We start from the raw sequence: 16,550 nt of genomic DNA, 5'->3' as shown, positions 1-16,550 counted from the left end.
GGAAAAAAAAATGATAGAAAAAAAATATGATATAAGTTTTTTAAATGAGGAAAGCATTAATAAAATTTTAGAAAATGCAAAATTAAAATCTAATAGTGAAGAGGAAATAGATAGAATTTTAGAGAAAGCTAGATTATGTGAGGGAATTACTCCAGAAGAAGCTGCCATATTACTATCAGTAGCTAACGAAGAACTTTTAAATAAAATGTTTAAAATAGCTAAAGAGGTTAAAGAAAGAATTTATGGAAAAAGAATAGTTATGTTTGCTCCTCTTTATGTTAGTAACTATTGTGTAAATAACTGTAAATATTGTGGATACCAACATTGTAATAACGATTTAACAAGAAAAAAACTTACTAGAGAAGAGTTAGTAGAAGAAGTAAAAGCTTTAGAAAAATTAGGACATAAAAGAATAGTTTTAGAAGCAGGAGAAGACCCTATTAATTGTTCAATAGATTATATTTTAGATTGTATAAAAGATATTTATTCTATAAAATTTGAAAATGGAAATATAAGAAGAATAAATATAAATATTGCGGCAACAACTATAGAAAATTATAAAAAATTAAAAGCAGCAGAAATTGGAACTTATACTCTTTTCCAAGAATCTTTCCATGAAAAAACTTATGATAAAATGCATTTAAGTGGACCAAAGAAAAATTATTATTATCACACTACAGCTATGTTTAGGGCTAGAGAAGCTGGAATAGATGATGTAGGAATTGGAGTTCTTTATGGACTTTATGACCACAAATATGAAACTGTAGCTATGATTATGTATGCAAATGAATTAGAAAGAGTTACAGGAGTTGGACCTCATACAATTTCTGTTCCAAGACTTAGAGAAGCAAGTAATGTTACTTTAAAAGAATATCCATATCTTGTAAATGATTATGAATTTAAAAAGATTGTGGCTGTTTTAAGATTGGCAGTTCCTTATACAGGAATGATATTATCTACAAGAGAAGAAAGTAAATTTAGAGATAGTGTTATTGAATTAGGAATTTCACAAGTAAGTGCTGGTTCTTGTACAGGTGTTGGAGGATATTCAGAAAGCAATGAAAATACAGCCCAATTTGAAGTTGGTGACCATAGGTCTCCAATGGAAATGTTAGAAAGTTTAATGAAAAGTGGATATATTCCAAGTTATTGTACAGCTTGTTACCGTTCTGGTAGAACAGGTGATAGATTTATGGAAATTGCTAAAAGTGGAAAAATTAATGTTATGTGTGAAGCTAATGCAATGATGACTTTAAAAGAATTTTTATTAGATTATGCTGATGAAAATTTAAGAAAAATCGGAGATGAAACTATTTTAAAAGAACTTGAAAAAGTTAAAGATGAAAAATTCAAAGAAAAAATAAAAGGTTACTTAAAAGATATAGAAAATGGAGCTAGAGATATATCAGTTTAATTAAAGAGGTATTTATGAAAACTATAGATATAAATTTAGGAATAAAATCATATAAGATAGAAATAGATAAAAATCTTTTAAATAGAATAGGGAAAAAAATAAAAGAAAATTTTTCATATAATAAAATTTTTGTAATAACAGATGAAAATGTAGCCTCTTTCTATCTTGAAAGATTAGTAAAAGTTTTGGAAAAAGAAAATTTTTTAGTTAGTTATTTTATTATTCCCCCTGGAGAAAAAAGTAAAAATCTCAATATGGCAAGTGAAATTTATAAAAAACTTGTAGATAAAAAAATCACTAGAGGAGATTTAATAATAACCTTAGGTGGTGGAGTTGTAGGAGATTTAGGAGGTTTTGTAGCTGCTACATTTTTAAGAGGAATTGATTTTATACAAGTTCCAACATCTTTACTTGCACAAATAGATAGTAGTATTGGTGGAAAAGTGGCTGTAGACTTAGAAGAGGGAAAAAATCTGGTTGGAAGTTTTTATCAACCAAAAGCTGTATATATAGATACAGAACTTTTAAAAACATTACCAATAAAATATTTCCGTGATGGTTTAGGAGAAGCTATAAAATGTAGTTGTATTAGAGATAAAAATTTATTTTCACTTTTTGAAAATATGAAAGATGAAAAAGAAGTTTTAGAAAAATCTCAAAATATAATTGAAGCTTGTTGTATGGTTAAGAAAAAAGTCGTGGAAAATGATGAATTTGACAGAGGAGAAAGAATGATTCTTAACTTTGGACATACAATAGGTCATGCAATAGAAAAAAACTATAACTTTGAAACTTTTACTCATGGAGAAGCTGTGTCTATTGGTATGTGTAAAATTACTAAAATTATGGAAGAATTAGGAATTACACAAAAAGGAACTTTTGAAAAGATAAAAAAAGTTTTAGAAAAATTTTCATTACCTACAGATTGTGAAATTAATAGAGAAAAAACTTTAGATACAATTGGTAGAGATAAAAAAAATTTTGGAAAATCTATAAATCTTATTGTCCTTTCTGAAATAGGAAATGGAAAAATAATGAAAATAGATTTTAAAGATATAGAAAAATATATTTAATGGAGAGTTTATGAAAGATATAATTATAACTCCTAACTCTTTAAGTGGAGAAATTATTATTCCCTCTTCTAAAAGTATAGGACATAGAGAAATTATTTGTGCTTGCTTAGGATTAGGAGAAAGTATAGTTGATAATATAAGTATGTCAAAAGATATTGAGGCTACTTGTAATGGACTTAAAAATTTGGGAGCTAGTATAAAAGAGATTCCCTCAAAAATAAAAGATAGAAAAGCTTTTCTTATAGAGGGAGTAAATGGAAAAATTAAACTTCAAAATAAAAATATTTATTGTAATGAGTCAGGCTCAACTCTAAGATTTCTAATTCCTTTAGGAGCTTTATCTGAGGAAGAAATTATTTTTAATGGAGAGGGAAAATTAAAAGAAAGACCTTTAGACCCATATTTTGAAATTTTTAAACAGGATAATATAAATTTTATAGCTTATGATGAAAAAATAAATCTTCCATTAAAAATAAATGGAAAATTAAAAGGTGGAAAATATTTTTTACCAGGAAATATAAGTTCTCAATTTGTTTCAGGGCTTTTATTTGCTCTACCTCTATTAGAAAATGATTCTATTATAGAGATTACTTCATCATTAGAATCAGCAAGTTATGTGGATTTAACTTTAGATACATTAAAAAAATATGGAATTTCTATAGAAAATCATAATCATAAAAAATATATTATAAAGGGAAATCAAAAATATAAAAATATAAATTCTGATGTTGAGGGAGATTTTTCTCAAGGAGCTTTTTGGTTAGTGGCTGGAGCTTTAACAGATAAGAATATTATTTCTAAAGGTTTAAATATAGATTCTCTTCAAGGAGATAAAAAGATTTTAGATATTTTAAAAAGAATGGGAGTAAATTTAAAAATAGAAAAAGACAAAATTATTTCTAGTTATTCTCATACAAAAGGTACAATTATTGATGCTAATGATTGTCCTGATATTATTCCTATTCTTACAGTTTTAGCTGCTCTTAGTGAGGGAGAAACAAAAATAATAAATGCTAGTAGACTTCGTATAAAAGAGTGTGATAGACTAAATGCTATTGCTACAGAATTAAATAAAATAGGTGGAGAAGTTATAGAACTTTCTGATGGACTTATTATAAAAGGTAAAAAATTTTTAAGTGGTGGTAAAGTAGAGTGTTGGAATGACCATAGAATAGCCATGAGTTTAGGAATCGCTTCTATAAAATGTAAAGAAAAACTTATTTTATCTGGGGCTGACTGTGTAGATAAATCTTATCCAAATTTTTGGAATGATTTTATAAATCTTGGTGGAAAAATAGAAGGATTAAAATAAAAATATAAAAAAAGAACCATTTTTGGATAAATTCCAATAAAAAGGTTCTTTTTTTATATAATTTTTCCAAAAAAATTTTAGGACAGTTATAGGACAACATTTAATTTATATCGTTATAAAATATTGTAATACCTTATTTTAAAAAATATTATTGACAGAAATCATAATGTTAATTTAACATTATAACTAATAAAATATAGGAGTTAAAAATGATTGAAATTATTAAAGAGACTGTTTATTATAAAATAATAAAAAAAATTAGAAAGGAACAAAAATTAACTCAAACTGAATTAGCAAAAAAATCAGGAGTCAGTTTTAAAACTATAAATCGCTATGAAAATGGAAGAAAAATAAGTTTTGACTCAGAAAAGAAAATATTTGATGCTTTAGGTATAAATATTGAAAAAGTTGAAACTTCCTTAGAAAAAAATAAATCATCCTTTAATAAACAAGCAGAAGATTATAATAAATTTGAATTTATAAATAATAAAACAGAAATTCAAAAAATTATTAATAGTGGCTATCCATATAATAATAAAAGAGTTTTAGACTTGGCTTGTGGTGTTGGTGTAATAGCTTTAGAACTCTCTAAGTATGCTGAAATAGTGGATGCTTTAGATATAAGTCCTCTTATGATTGAAAAAATAAAAAAAGCATGCAATAAAAAAGGAATAAGTAATATAAATTATTTAGTTGGAGATGCTCACAATTTAAAATATGAAGATAATACTTTTGATACTATTGTAACTAGACTTTCAATGCATCATTTTAATAATCCTGTAGTAGTTTTGAAAGAAATAAAAAGAGTTTTAAAAAATTTTGGGGAATTAATAATAATAGATATTATTGCAAATGAAAATGAAGAAGAAGCAAAACTTCAAGATAGTTTTAATAAAATAAGAGATTTTTCTCATAATAAATTTTTTACATTAAATTCATTGAAAAAAATGTTAAAAGATGAGAGTTTTATTAATCCTGAAATACAACTTTGGAAACAAAAACGTAATTTTAAAGATTGGATATCATTATCCAATTATTCTGATGATGAAAATATTCTTTATAACATAATGAAAGGTTTTGCTATTAATAATATAAAATTAGGAATGAATTTAAGTTTTGAAAATAATAATCTTTCTTTTGAACAAAAAATGTTACTAATTAAAATAATTAATATAAAATAAAAAGTTTAGGAGGGGTATTATGGAATATAATATAAAAAAAGCCTTTGATTTTATCAACGAAAAAGAAAATGAAATGAAACAATTATGGATTGATTTATGTAAAAAAGAAAGTCAATCTGCTGATATTGAAGGAGTAAATAATGCTATAGCTTTCTTAGATGAAAATTTAAAAAAATTTGGAATGACTACTAAAATTCACAAATTTTCAGTAGGAGCAAATAGTATAACTGCTTGGTATCCAACAGAATCAACTGAATTAGAAATGGCTCTTTTAGGACATCTTGACACTGTTCATAAAAAAGGATTATTTGGAGAAGAAATTGTTAAAGTAGATGAAAAAGAAGGAATAATCTATGGACCAGGAGTTTTAGATTGTAAAGGTGGAGTTATAGTGGCTAGTCTTGTAGCTAGAGCACTACATCATATAGGTTATGACAAAGTTGTAAAACTTGCTTTTTCTGGAGATGAAGAAGTAGGGCATAGATTTAGTAATGGAGAAGGAAAAAAATTCTTTTTAGATGAATTAAAAGGATTTAAAGCTGCCATGGACTGTGAAACAGGATTTGTTGATGGAAGAATAGTGGTAGGAAGAAAAGGAACAACAAACTATAAAATCACAATAAAAGGAAAAGCTGCTCACTCTGGAAATGAACCACAAAAAGGAATAAGTGCTATAAGAGAAGGAGCTTATAAAATTATTAATATTGAAAAAGAAAACGATTATAACGGAATTCACTACAATGTAGGAGTTATAGAAGGTGGAACTAGTCAAAATACAATTCCTGAAATGTGTACTTTAACAGTTAATGTTAGATTTAGAAAATTAAAAGATTTAGAAAAAATAGAAACTTTCTTAAAAGAAATGACAGAAACATCTTTTGTTCCAGGGACAACAGCTACTCTTGAAAAACTTTCACTTTCTGACCCAATGGAAGAAAATGAAAAAAATCATAAATTATTTGAACATGTAAAAAATATCTCTGAAGAATTAGGCTTCGGAACTCCTTATTCTTGTTATTTAGGTGGAGGTTCTGATGCAGCCTACAGTGTTGCTTTAGGAATTCCTACAATTTGTGGAATGGGTGTAAAAGGATATGAAAATCATAGTTTAAGAGAAAGAGCTGTAATAAGTTCTTTAGTTGAAAGAGCAAAATTAATTGTAAAAAGTATTTTAACTTTACCTGAAAGTTTCTAATTAGGAGGTTTAAAAAATGACTACAGAAAGAAAAAGAGCAATAACTGGTTGGATATCTTTATTTATATTGATGGCTATGTTTTCTGGTTTATTAAAAAATCATGAAACTTTAAAAGCATTAGATTTTAGTTATCTTTTAGGAAAATTTGGAAAAATTTATGAAAATGTTGATTTTACAGGAAAAGGAGGAGGAGGAACTAGACAAGGATTTCTAGTAGCTCTTACTTTAGTTCCTTCTTTAATGTTATCTTCTGGATTAATTGCTGTAGCTCAAGAATTAGGGGCTCTTGAGGCTGCTGCAAAATTCTTTAAACCTATATTAAAACCATTAATGGGAATTCCTGGAGTAACTGGATTAGCTTTTGTTAGTTCATTTACATCTTCTGATATAGGTGCTGTTATGACAAAAGAACTTTATGATCAAAATTATATTAATGACGAAGAAAGAGCCATATTTGTTGCTTACCAATATGCTGCTTCTGGAGTAGTAACAAATAGTATTTCAGCTGGAGGACCTCTTTTATCAATTTCTATACTTCCTTTAGGTGGAATTATATTAATTCAATTTGTAATGAAAATAATAGGTGCGAATATAGTTAGATTTATTATATATAAAAATAGGAATAAAGAGGTGAAATAATTATGGATAATATAAAAAATTCTCCTAGTTCAGTAGAAATATTTATGAAAGGAGCTAAAAAAGGATTAAATATAGCTTTAGAACAAATAGCTCCAGCTATGGTTTTAGCCTATGCTTTAATTGTTTTTCTTGAAACAACAGGTTTAATGGATATTATTGCTATCGGATTAAATCCAATTATGAAAATTTTTGGACTTCCAGGAGAAGCAGCCTTAGTTATTATTGCCGCTTTCTTCGCTAAGGCAGCTGGGGCAGCTACAGGATTAATGTTATTTCAAAACGGAGTTATAAATCAAGAACAAGCTACTATTTTATATCCTGCTGTAATTTTAATGGGGACTTTAGTAGGACATTATGCAAGAATAGTTCTTGTATCAGGAGTTGCCAAAAAATATTATAAACTTCTTTTAGTAATTCCACTAATAGATGCTTCTATATCTATGTTTATAACAAAAATTATTCTAGAATTTTTTAAATAAAAAAATTAAAAAGGGGGAAAATTTATGAAAAAAAATAATAAAAGTTTTCTAATTAATTTTTTAAAATTAGTTGAAACTTTAGGGAATAAATTACCTCATCCCTTTATTCTTTTTACAATTTTCTCAATAATAATATTATTTTTATCTTTTATATTATCTAAATTTGGTGTAAGTATTAGTTATTTTGATATAAAAACTCAAACAGAAAATGTTATTAATATTAATAATCTTTTAACATATGAAAATTTAAGAGATTTGATAAGTGGTATCCCAACTATATTTATTAATTTCCCATCATTGAAAATTGTTGTTTTAATGATGATGGCAATCGGTGTAGTAGATAATATAGGTTTTTTCAATGTTTTAATGAGAAAATATTTATTAAAAACTCCTAAAAATGTAATAACTACTGTTTTCATTTTTATGGCAGTAAATGCAAATATTATGTCTGATGCTGGGACTATATTTGCTATAACTATGGGTGGAATTTTATTTAGTGCTTTAGGTAGAAATCCAAAAATAGGAATTATAGCTGGCTTTGCAGCTTGTTCTGGAGGATTTACAGCAAATTTCTTTGTTGCTGGAACAGACGCTTTATTAGCTGGTATCACAGAACAAGCAGCTCATTCTGTAGGTTATAATATTACAGTAAATCCTTTATGTAATTATTATTTTATGGCTGCAGCTACTTTACTATTAACTTTTGTAATAACTTTTGTTACAGAAAAAATTATAGTGAAAGTTGAGGGAGATTATGAAGGGCTTTCTACTTCTCAATTAAATGAATATAAATTAACTGAAGATGAAGAAAGAGGTTTAAAATATTCTTTTTATAGTTTTATAATATTTGTTATAATTATGGGAATTCTAACAATACCTCAAAATGCATTTTTTAGAAATTCTGATGGAGGATTTTTACCAAAATCCCCTCTATTATCCTCAATAGTAATGATTATATTTTTTCTTTTCTTATTTGTAGGGGTTGGATATGGAATAGGTACTAAAAAAATAAAATCTTCTAGAGATATTCCAAAATATTTACAAAAAGGACTATCTCAAGCTATTCCTTTAATGGTGACTTTATTACCTGCATCAATTTTTATACATTTATTAAACAAATCGAATTCTTTAAAAATTTTAGCTTTTGCTTGTTCTAATGTTATTAAAGAATTAAATGTTTCTCCTTTAATATTACTTTTAATAGTTACATTAATGACTTCATTCTTAAATTTATTTTTGACTTCTGGTTCTACAAAATGGTTAGTATTATCTCAAATAGTAGTTCCAACATTTGCTTTATTAAATATATCTCCTGCCTATGCACAATTAGCTTTTAGAATAGGAGATTCAGCTACTAATATTGTTTCCTCTGTACAAAACCTTATCCCTGTTGTTTTAGGTTTATTAGCTGATTATGAGGCTGAAGGAAAATTAAAATTAAAAGAAGGAGAAAAATTAGGATTTGGAACTGTTTTTTCTTTAACGATTCCATATTCTGTGGCTATATTAATAACTTTAGTCATAGCAATGATAATTTGGTATTTATTAGATTTACCAATTGGTCCAGGAGTTTATTTACATTTTTAGTCAAAATATACCCTTAAAAGTTCTTGAAAGCTAAAAAAGGAGTTACAAATCAACAATTAATTTGTAACTCCTTTTATTTTATTTTTCTTCTTTAGTTTTTATATAACCTCTCTTATAAGCATTTAATAATTCATATAAATCATTAATTTGTTTTTGGATATTTTCTCCAACATCTGTATCTTTAACTTTTTTTCTTTCTAAAACTCTTTTAATAATTCTAGTAGAAGAGTGAATATCTATACAATTTGCAATGGCTGTATTAACATCTTCAAAAGGCTGATGAGATACAAGTTTTAATCCATAAGAGTTATATATTAAAGTATAACCAGCAAGTCCTGTTTCTTTTTGATAAGCTTTTGAGAATCCACCATCTATTACAATTAATTTTTTATTAGCTTTTATTGGACTCTCTCCTCTTTTTTCTTTTACTGGCATATGTCCATTTATTATATGAGATTTTTCTGGGTCAAGGTCAAATTCAGCAAAAATTTTATCTATAAAATCTTTATCTTCATATAATGAATAGTAATAATTTTTATTTTCCTTATGTAAATCTTTATCTGTAGTAAAATATCTCTCAAAAGTTTTCATAGCATCTTTTCCAAATAATGGAGAATTTTCTCCACACCATAGATACCACATCATATCCATACAAGCTTCTTTCATTTTACTATCAGTTTTATTAAAATATCCCTCTCTACAAATTCTATCTAATTCTTCAAGATATGCTTTTCCTGAAAAAGTTTTTCCAAATAATTCCATTTTAGTAAATTCTTTATTTTTATCAACAGGGATACAACCATGGAATAATAAATTTGAATTGTATTTTAAAAACATACTTCCTTTGGAGAAAAGAAACTTAGTATGTTTTTGTAATTTTTCACTATGAATGAAACTTTGTTTTAATTTTTCAAGAATTTCATTTTCTTCCTCTGTTAAGGCATATGGGTCTTTTGGATTTATTGTAGGAAAATTAGTATCAGTTAATGGATATTCTTTACCATCTACTTTTAAAATTCCACGTTTATAATCAATTTTATCCAAAAGAAGTCTTGAATTCATATTAAAATTAGGATTTTTTAATATAGTTTGCCCCTCAATTTTAAATTGAATTATAGATATAGCCTTATGAATTTTTGCCATTAAAGAAACATCAGAATCTTTTGATTCTTTTGGTAAAAAATTTGTGCAAGGGTCATTTGCATAAGTTGACATAGCAAATCTTGCTAGTGGCAACATATTAATTCCATAAACATCTTCTAAAATATCAGTATTAGAATATCTACTACTAATTCTTACAACATTAGTTATTGCACATTTATGTCCAGCTGCTGCTGTCATCCAAAGCATATCGTGGTTACCCCATTGAATATCAACATTGTGATGTTGCATAAGTTTATCAACTATAAGATGAGGTTTAGGACCTCTGTCATAAATATCTCCAACTATATGTAATACATCTATTGTAAGTCTTTGGATAAGCCCAGATAAAGATACAATAAATTCTTTAGCAATATCAAGCTCAATAATTGTATCAATAATATTTCTTACATAATCCTTTTTATCATCAGAATATTTTTCATGAATTAATTCTTGAATAATATAGGCAAAATCTTTTGGCAATGCTTTTCTAACTTTAGAATCAGTATATTTTGAACTTACTATTCTACAAACTTCAATTAATCTAAGAATAGTAATTTTATACCAACCTTTCATATCAGCAGTTTGTTTTTGAATAAGATTTATTTTTTCCTCTGGATAATAAATAACTGTTGCTAATTGTTTTTTTAAATTTTCTTCTAAAGTATCTCCATAAATATCATCAATTTTATCTTTTATAACTCCAGAACCATTTCTAAGTACATGATTAAAAGCTCTATACTCTCCATGAATATCTGTTAAAAAATGTTCTGTTCCTTTAGGTAAATTTAAGATAGCTTTTAAGTTTATAATTTCACTTGTAGTAGCTGCAATTGTTGGAAATGATTTAGATAATAATTGTAAAAATTTTAATTTATCTCCGTCCATAATACCAACCTTTCTAAAAAATATAATTTTTTTACACTTTTTTGATTAATTTATGATATATTATATCATAAAAAAAATTTTATAGTAATATTTTTTTAAATTAATTTTATTCTACTACCTCTTACACCTGGAATTGCTTTTTCTACTTCCAATCTTTTTATAATTCTCACTTTCAAATCTTCTAAATGACTAATAACTCCAATTGTAAGTCTTTCTTCATTTTTTATATTTTCAATAGAATCCATAACTTTATCCAAAAGTTTTGAGTCAAGACTACCAAAACCTTCATCAAGGAAGAAAAATTGTAAAGGAACTTTTCCTTTAAGTTGTAATTGCTTTGAAAGAGCAAGAGCAAGACAAAGAGAAACTATAAAAGTTTCACCACCTGATAAAGTTCCTGTTCTTCTTCTATCTCCACTATTAAATACATCTATTACAAAGAAATCACATTCATCATCAGATTCTAATTGATACCTTCCATTGCTTATCCTATTTAATCTTTCAGAAGCATTGGCAACTATTGTTTTTAATCTCTTTGTAGTTAAAAACTTTATAAAATCTCCAGATTTTAATTTTTTATATAAATCTTCTGCTATATCAAAATTTTTCTGAGCCTTTAAAATTTCCTTTCCTATTTTTTCTAACTGTTCTAACAAGATTTTTTTCTCATTTATATCCCTTTCTAATGATGAAATAGATACTCTTAAATTATTTAAAGTAGTTTCAATCTCATTTGATTTTATTTTTAATCCTTCCCACTCCTCATCCCTCAGTTGTCTTCCTTTTATAAGAGTTTCATTCTCTAATAAAAGAGTTATAATTCTTTGATAATTATTTGTATATTCTTCAATCTCCTCTTTTAAACTTTCCTCTTTTTCTTTTCCTAAAAAACTTTCTTTAACTTCGTCATTATTTTTAAAGTTATATTTATTAGAAAGAGAATTTATTATATTTTCTTTCTCTATTTTATCTTTATCAAATATGGAGTTTTCTGTAGTTATAGCCTTTTCATCTAATAAAACTTCATCAAACTCTTTTTTTAATTTTTCGAGATTACTTTTTAAAAGAGATATATCCTTCTCGAGAGTTTTTTCAACTTTTGTTAAACTATCTATTTTTTTTCCATTTTCTTCTAAGATATTTTTTCTAACTTCAAGATTTTCTATGGAATTATTTATATATATTTCCCCCTCTAAAGATATGGAATTTTTAATATCTTCTATTTTTTCATTTATATTTTCAATCTCCTTTTCTTGCTTTTTAACATTTTTTTCTCTTTCTAAGATTTTCTCAACTAAATTTTTAATAGTGTTATTAATTAAAATCTCCTCTTTTTCAATAGATAATTTTTGACTGTTTATTTCATCAATATTTTTCTTTTCTTTTAAATACATATTTTCTAACTCTTGAATTTTATTTTCTAATTCTAAAGTTATATTTTCATCAATTAATCTATCTTTAAAATAAATAGATAAATCTTCTATATTTCTAGTAAGAGTATCTATTTTTCCTTTTATTTTTCCCTCTTCATTTATATATTCTTCTCTTTTTATATTAAGACTTTTTATATCTTTATTTATATCTCCCTCATAATTGCTTGTTTCAATAATTAAATGAGGATGAAATGTAGAACCACATACAGGACAAGGTTCTCCCTCTTTTAAATTAATGGCTAATTGTAAGGCTATATTTTCAATTTTTAATTTTTCTAACTCATCTATTTCATCAATTATTTGATTTTTCTTAGTAGAAAATAAAATCTCTTTTTCTAAAAGTTCCTCTTTTTCTTTAATGTAATTTTCTTTCTTTTTAGAATTTTCCTTATATTTTTTAATTATATTTTCAAACTCTTGTTTTTCATTTAAAAGTTTTTCTAATATACTTTCATCTATATTAGAAATTTCTTCTCTTTTTTTATCAATTTCTAAAGCTTTATTTTTATTGTTTTCTAAATCTAATTTAATATTTTTAATTTCAGTTTTAAGATTTTCTAAATCTTTACTTTTGTTTATTTTTTCCTCTTCTTTTTCAATAAGATTTTTCTTAGAAAATATTATTTTTCCTAATTTTATCTCTTCACCTTTGTTATAGTCAACAGTTTCTTTTTCCTTAGTAACATCATTTAATTTTAGAAGATTATTTTCTATATCTTTATTAAACTCTTTTATTTTATTTTCAAAAGAAGTTTTTTCTACTAAAAGTTTTTCTAATTTTTCATTATTTATATCTATTTTATTTTTTATATTTTCAAAAACTTCAATATGTTCTATTAACTCATAAGCCTCTTGACTTCTTTTTAAAGATTTTTTATTTAGTTCTATCTCATCCTTTTTTAAATCAAGAAATACTCTTTCTTTTTTTAAATCTTCATTTTTTAATAAAAGATTTTTTAGTTCTTCTTTTTCTTTATACTCTTTTAAAAATTTTTCCTTTTCCTCTTCTTTTTCTTTTAAAAATTCTTTCTCTTGATTTTTTCTAGTTTCTAAGCTCTCAATCTCCTCTTTAGAAGTTTCACCAAAACCAAGTTTTTGATTTTCATATTTTTCTATCTCTTTTGCCCAAAACTTTTTTTCTTCGTTGACTTTTTCTTGTAGAGATTTCCCATATTTTTCCATATTAAAAATTCTTTCAAGAAGTTCTCTCTTTGCAACTCCTTTTAATTTTAAAAATTCACTAAATTGTCCTTGAGGCAAAACTACAGTTCTAGTAAAATCTCCAAGTTCTAAACCAAATTCTTCATTTATTTTCTCTTTAAAAGCATTGGTTTTTTCAGCAATAACTTCTCCATTTTTTTTTAAAATTATCTCTTTAGTTTTTAAATCCAATTCTCCTTTACTTTTTCCAAGATAATATTTTCTAGAAATTTCAAATATATCTTCATCAAGAGCAAACTTAAAATAAATTTCCATTTTATCAGAAGAAGTATTCAAAAGATTTCTAATTCCTCCTTGATTATTGGCAAAAGTTGAAGATTTGGGAATTTCTCCATAAAGAGCTAAAATCATTCCATCAAGAATAGTTGATTTTCCACTTCCTGTTTCTCCAAATATTCCAAATATCCCAGCCTCTCCAAGTTTTTCAAAATTTATTTTTTGCCTTTCTTTAAAACTTTGTAATCCTTCTATTTCTAATAATATTGGTCTCATTATTTATCTTCCTCCAAAAGTTTTAAGAATAAATCTACAACTTCACCACTTGGCTCTATTCCATCTTCAGATTTATAAAATTCAATAAAAGCATCTTTTATATTAAGCTGGCTATAATCAATATTTATATTTTGGCCATTTTCATTTTCTTGCCCTTCAAGAATAGGAATAATCTCAACTATATTTTTATTTTTATTAATTTCTCTAATATCTTTACTCGAAAGATATTTATCAGTATGAATTTTTAAATATATCCATTGATTTTTTTCCATAAACTCCTTTGAAAGAGTTATTCCCTCTTCAATACTAGAAACTTCATAGATTTTTATAGGCTTATAATTTTCTAATTGAATTTCTTTAATATCAGTTTGTAATTTTCCTTTTACATCAACCATAAATATTTTTTTAGAATATTTATTTTCTGTTACTCTATATTCTATTGGAGAACCTGAATAACAAGCTCTCTTTGAAATATATTTCATAGGTTTATGAATATGTCCTAAGGCTATATAATCAGCTTCTGGCAAATCTCCTAAATTTACAGCCTTACTTCCACCTAATTCAATAGGTTTTTCATCTCCATCTCCACTACTTCCAGCAATAAATAAATGTGACATTATTATTTTAGGTATATTTAAATTTTCTACAAAATCTATTCCATTTTTTAAAATTATTCCAATTTTTTTAGAGTAATCTATATTTTCTGAAGATATTTCATCAGGATTTTTTTTATATTTGAAAGTTTCTATATTCAAATATTCTTCATCAATTACGCTTTCATTAGTATAAGGCAAAGAATAAATATATATTTCTTCCTTGTCAATATTTAATAGAAGTCCACCTTCAAAGGATTTAACCACTTGAAACTCTCCATATTTTCCAACTTCTTTAACTTCAAAAGGTTTTTCATATATTATAATTCCAAATTCTCTAGCTAAATTTTTAGAAGCAGCCAATCTTTCAGCACCATCATGGTTTCCTGGAATTATTATAATGGCTCTTTTACCAAAGTTTGATATTTTTTTCATTGCATCAAAAAATAATCCTTCAGCTTCAGATGATGGGTTAGGAGTATCAAATATATCCCCAGCTACTAAAATAATTTGTGGATTTTCATTTTCTACTATATTTTCCAATGTATCTATAAATTTTTTTTGTTCATCTATTCTTTTAGCAGTTTCTAATTTTTTTCCAAGATGCCAATCTGATGTATGAAGTATTTTCATTTTATCACCTCTTTCATATTTATTATACTATATTTATATAAAAAAAACACCTATATCTTAAGTATAAGATATAAGTGTTCCTAAGTTTTAGAATTTTGATATCTCTTTTAGAATATCAACAGCTAATTGAATTTTTGTTTTTTCAGGAATATCTATTGAAGTTCCATCTTTTTTTATAAAAGTTGCTGAATTGTTAGAACTTCTCATATTGTGAGCATTGTTAGCAACTATCATATCAAGATTTTTCTTAATAAGTTTTTTATTGGCATTTTCTATAATATTTTCAGTTTCAGCAGCAAATCCAATTAAAATTTGATGAGTTTTCTTTTGTCCCATATTAAATAATATATCTGGATTTCTATCTAAAACAATAACTAAATCATCATCAGTTTTTTTTATTTTTTGTTCTGAATAAAATTTAGGTTTATAGTCAGCTACTGCTGCACAAGCTATTCCTATATCTTGACTATCAAATCTTTCCATTACAGCATTATACATATCCATAGCCGTTCTTGTTTGTACAAATTCACAAAGTCCTTTTGGAATTGGAAGATTTGTAGGACCAGAAACTAAAGTTACAGAAGCTCCCATTTTTACAGCTTGATTTGCTAAAGCATATCCCATTTGACCACTAGAATTATTACTTAAATATCTAACAGGGTCAATAGGTTCTTCTGTACGACCAGCTGTAATAAGAATTTTTTTACCTTTTAATAAATTTTTATTTTCATCATTTAAAGCATTTTCTATAATTTCAACAATTTCATCTTCATCTTTTAATCTTCCCTTAGCATTTGTATTACAAGCTAGGAATCCTTCATCAGCATCAATGAAATTATAATTATATTTTTTTAATTTTTGAATATTTTCATGAAGAATAGGATTATTATACATATTTACATTCATAGCAAGAGCTATATATTTTGGTTTTGTACAAGCTGATACAACTGTTGAAAGCATATCATCAGCTATACCATTAGCAATTTTTCCTATGATATTATAAGTAGCTGGAGCTATTAAAACTATATCAGCCCATTCAGCTAAAGATATATGTTCAACTTCATATCCTCTATTTTTATCCCACATATCAACTACAACTTTATTTCTTGAAAGAGTTTCAAGAGTAAGAGGTGTTATAATTTCTGTGGCATTTTTTGTCATTATAACTTTTACATTATAACCTTTTTTCTTAAATTTAGAAACTATATTAGCAGATTTATAAGCTGCTATACCACCACAAACACCAAGTAATATATTTTTCAAAGGAAT

At 25.6% G+C, this 16,550-nt stretch carries 12 protein-coding genes; 8 read left to right on the top strand and 4 right to left on the bottom strand.

The genetic code is table 11. The annotated features are described in order from the left end of the window. The first annotated feature begins 10 nt into the window (after positions 1 to 10). From hydG to HF862_RS00150, 8 genes are all read left to right on the top strand, one after another. Positions 11 to 1,414, top strand: coding sequence for a [FeFe] hydrogenase H-cluster radical SAM maturase HydG (gene hydG / locus HF862_RS00185; RefSeq protein WP_170185910.1), 1,404 nt, complete (start codon positions 11 to 13; stop codon positions 1,412 to 1,414). Positions 1,415 to 1,428: 14 nt separating this feature from the next. Next, positions 1,429 to 2,487: a 3-dehydroquinate synthase gene (aroB, locus tag HF862_RS00180; protein ID WP_170185909.1), complete on the top strand. Its 1,059-nt coding sequence runs from the start codon at positions 1,429 to 1,431 to the stop codon at positions 2,485 to 2,487. Between the two features lie 10 nt (positions 2,488 to 2,497). Beyond that, entirely contained in the window at positions 2,498 to 3,799 is a 1,302-nt protein-coding gene (aroA, locus tag HF862_RS00175; RefSeq protein WP_170185908.1) for a 3-phosphoshikimate 1-carboxyvinyltransferase, read from the top strand. A 209-nt stretch (positions 3,800 to 4,008) separates the two neighbouring features. Then, the gene (locus tag HF862_RS00170; protein ID WP_170185907.1) at positions 4,009 to 4,980 is read left to right on the top strand and encodes a methyltransferase domain-containing protein; all 972 of its coding nucleotides are present in this window, start codon (positions 4,009 to 4,011) and stop codon (positions 4,978 to 4,980) included. A 19-nt stretch (positions 4,981 to 4,999) separates the two neighbouring features. Then, positions 5,000 to 6,175 (top strand): M20/M25/M40 family metallo-hydrolase, encoded by a 1,176-nt coding sequence (locus HF862_RS00165; RefSeq protein WP_170185906.1) that lies wholly within the window; start codon positions 5,000 to 5,002, stop codon positions 6,173 to 6,175. A 16-nt stretch (positions 6,176 to 6,191) separates the two neighbouring features. Then, a complete protein-coding gene (locus tag HF862_RS00160) occupies positions 6,192 to 6,815 on the top strand; it encodes a nucleoside recognition domain-containing protein (protein ID WP_170185905.1) in 624 nt (207 codons plus the stop codon). A gap of 2 nt (positions 6,816 to 6,817) precedes the next feature. Next, positions 6,818 to 7,294 carry a nucleoside recognition domain-containing protein gene (locus HF862_RS00155; protein WP_170185904.1) on the top strand — a complete coding sequence of 159 codons (477 nt, stop codon included), beginning with the start codon at positions 6,818 to 6,820 and terminating at the stop codon, positions 7,292 to 7,294. Between the two features lie 24 nt (positions 7,295 to 7,318). Then, positions 7,319 to 8,881 carry an AbgT family transporter gene (locus HF862_RS00150; RefSeq protein WP_170185903.1) on the top strand — a complete coding sequence of 521 codons (1,563 nt, stop codon included), beginning with the start codon at positions 7,319 to 7,321 and terminating at the stop codon, positions 8,879 to 8,881. A 78-nt stretch (positions 8,882 to 8,959) separates the two neighbouring features. Here the strand turns inward: HF862_RS00150 and HF862_RS00145 are convergent, their stop codons facing one another. From HF862_RS00145 to coaBC, 4 genes are all read right to left on the bottom strand, one after another. Then, on the bottom strand, positions 8,960 to 10,909 hold the full coding sequence (locus HF862_RS00145) for a fructose-1,6-bisphosphatase (protein ID WP_170185902.1): 1,950 nt from the start codon (positions 10,907 to 10,909) through the stop codon (positions 8,960 to 8,962). 95 nt (positions 10,910 to 11,004) lie between these two features. Further along, positions 11,005 to 14,055, bottom strand: a complete 3,051-nt coding sequence (locus tag HF862_RS00140; RefSeq protein WP_170185901.1) for an SbcC/MukB-like Walker B domain-containing protein — start codon at positions 14,053 to 14,055, stop codon at positions 11,005 to 11,007. Then, positions 14,055 to 15,281 (bottom strand): exonuclease subunit SbcD, encoded by a 1,227-nt coding sequence (locus HF862_RS00135; protein ID WP_170185900.1) that lies wholly within the window; start codon positions 15,279 to 15,281, stop codon positions 14,055 to 14,057. Before HF862_RS00135 ends, HF862_RS00140 begins: the two co-directional genes overlap by 1 nt. An 87-nt stretch (positions 15,282 to 15,368) precedes the next feature. Next, positions 15,369 to 16,544 carry a bifunctional phosphopantothenoylcysteine decarboxylase/phosphopantothenate--cysteine ligase CoaBC gene (gene coaBC / locus HF862_RS00130; protein WP_170185899.1) on the bottom strand — a complete coding sequence of 392 codons (1,176 nt, stop codon included), beginning with the start codon at positions 16,542 to 16,544 and terminating at the stop codon, positions 15,369 to 15,371. Positions 16,545 to 16,550: the final 6 nt, after the last annotated feature.

Origin of the sequence: Fusobacterium sp. FSA-380-WT-3A, assembly GCF_012843705.1 — a bacterium.
In the GTDB taxonomy this organism is placed as follows: domain Bacteria; phylum Fusobacteriota; class Fusobacteriia; order Fusobacteriales; family Fusobacteriaceae; genus Fusobacterium_B.
The sequence above is the reverse complement of the archived record's forward strand: the minus strand, read 5'-3'. Positions and strand labels throughout refer to the sequence as shown.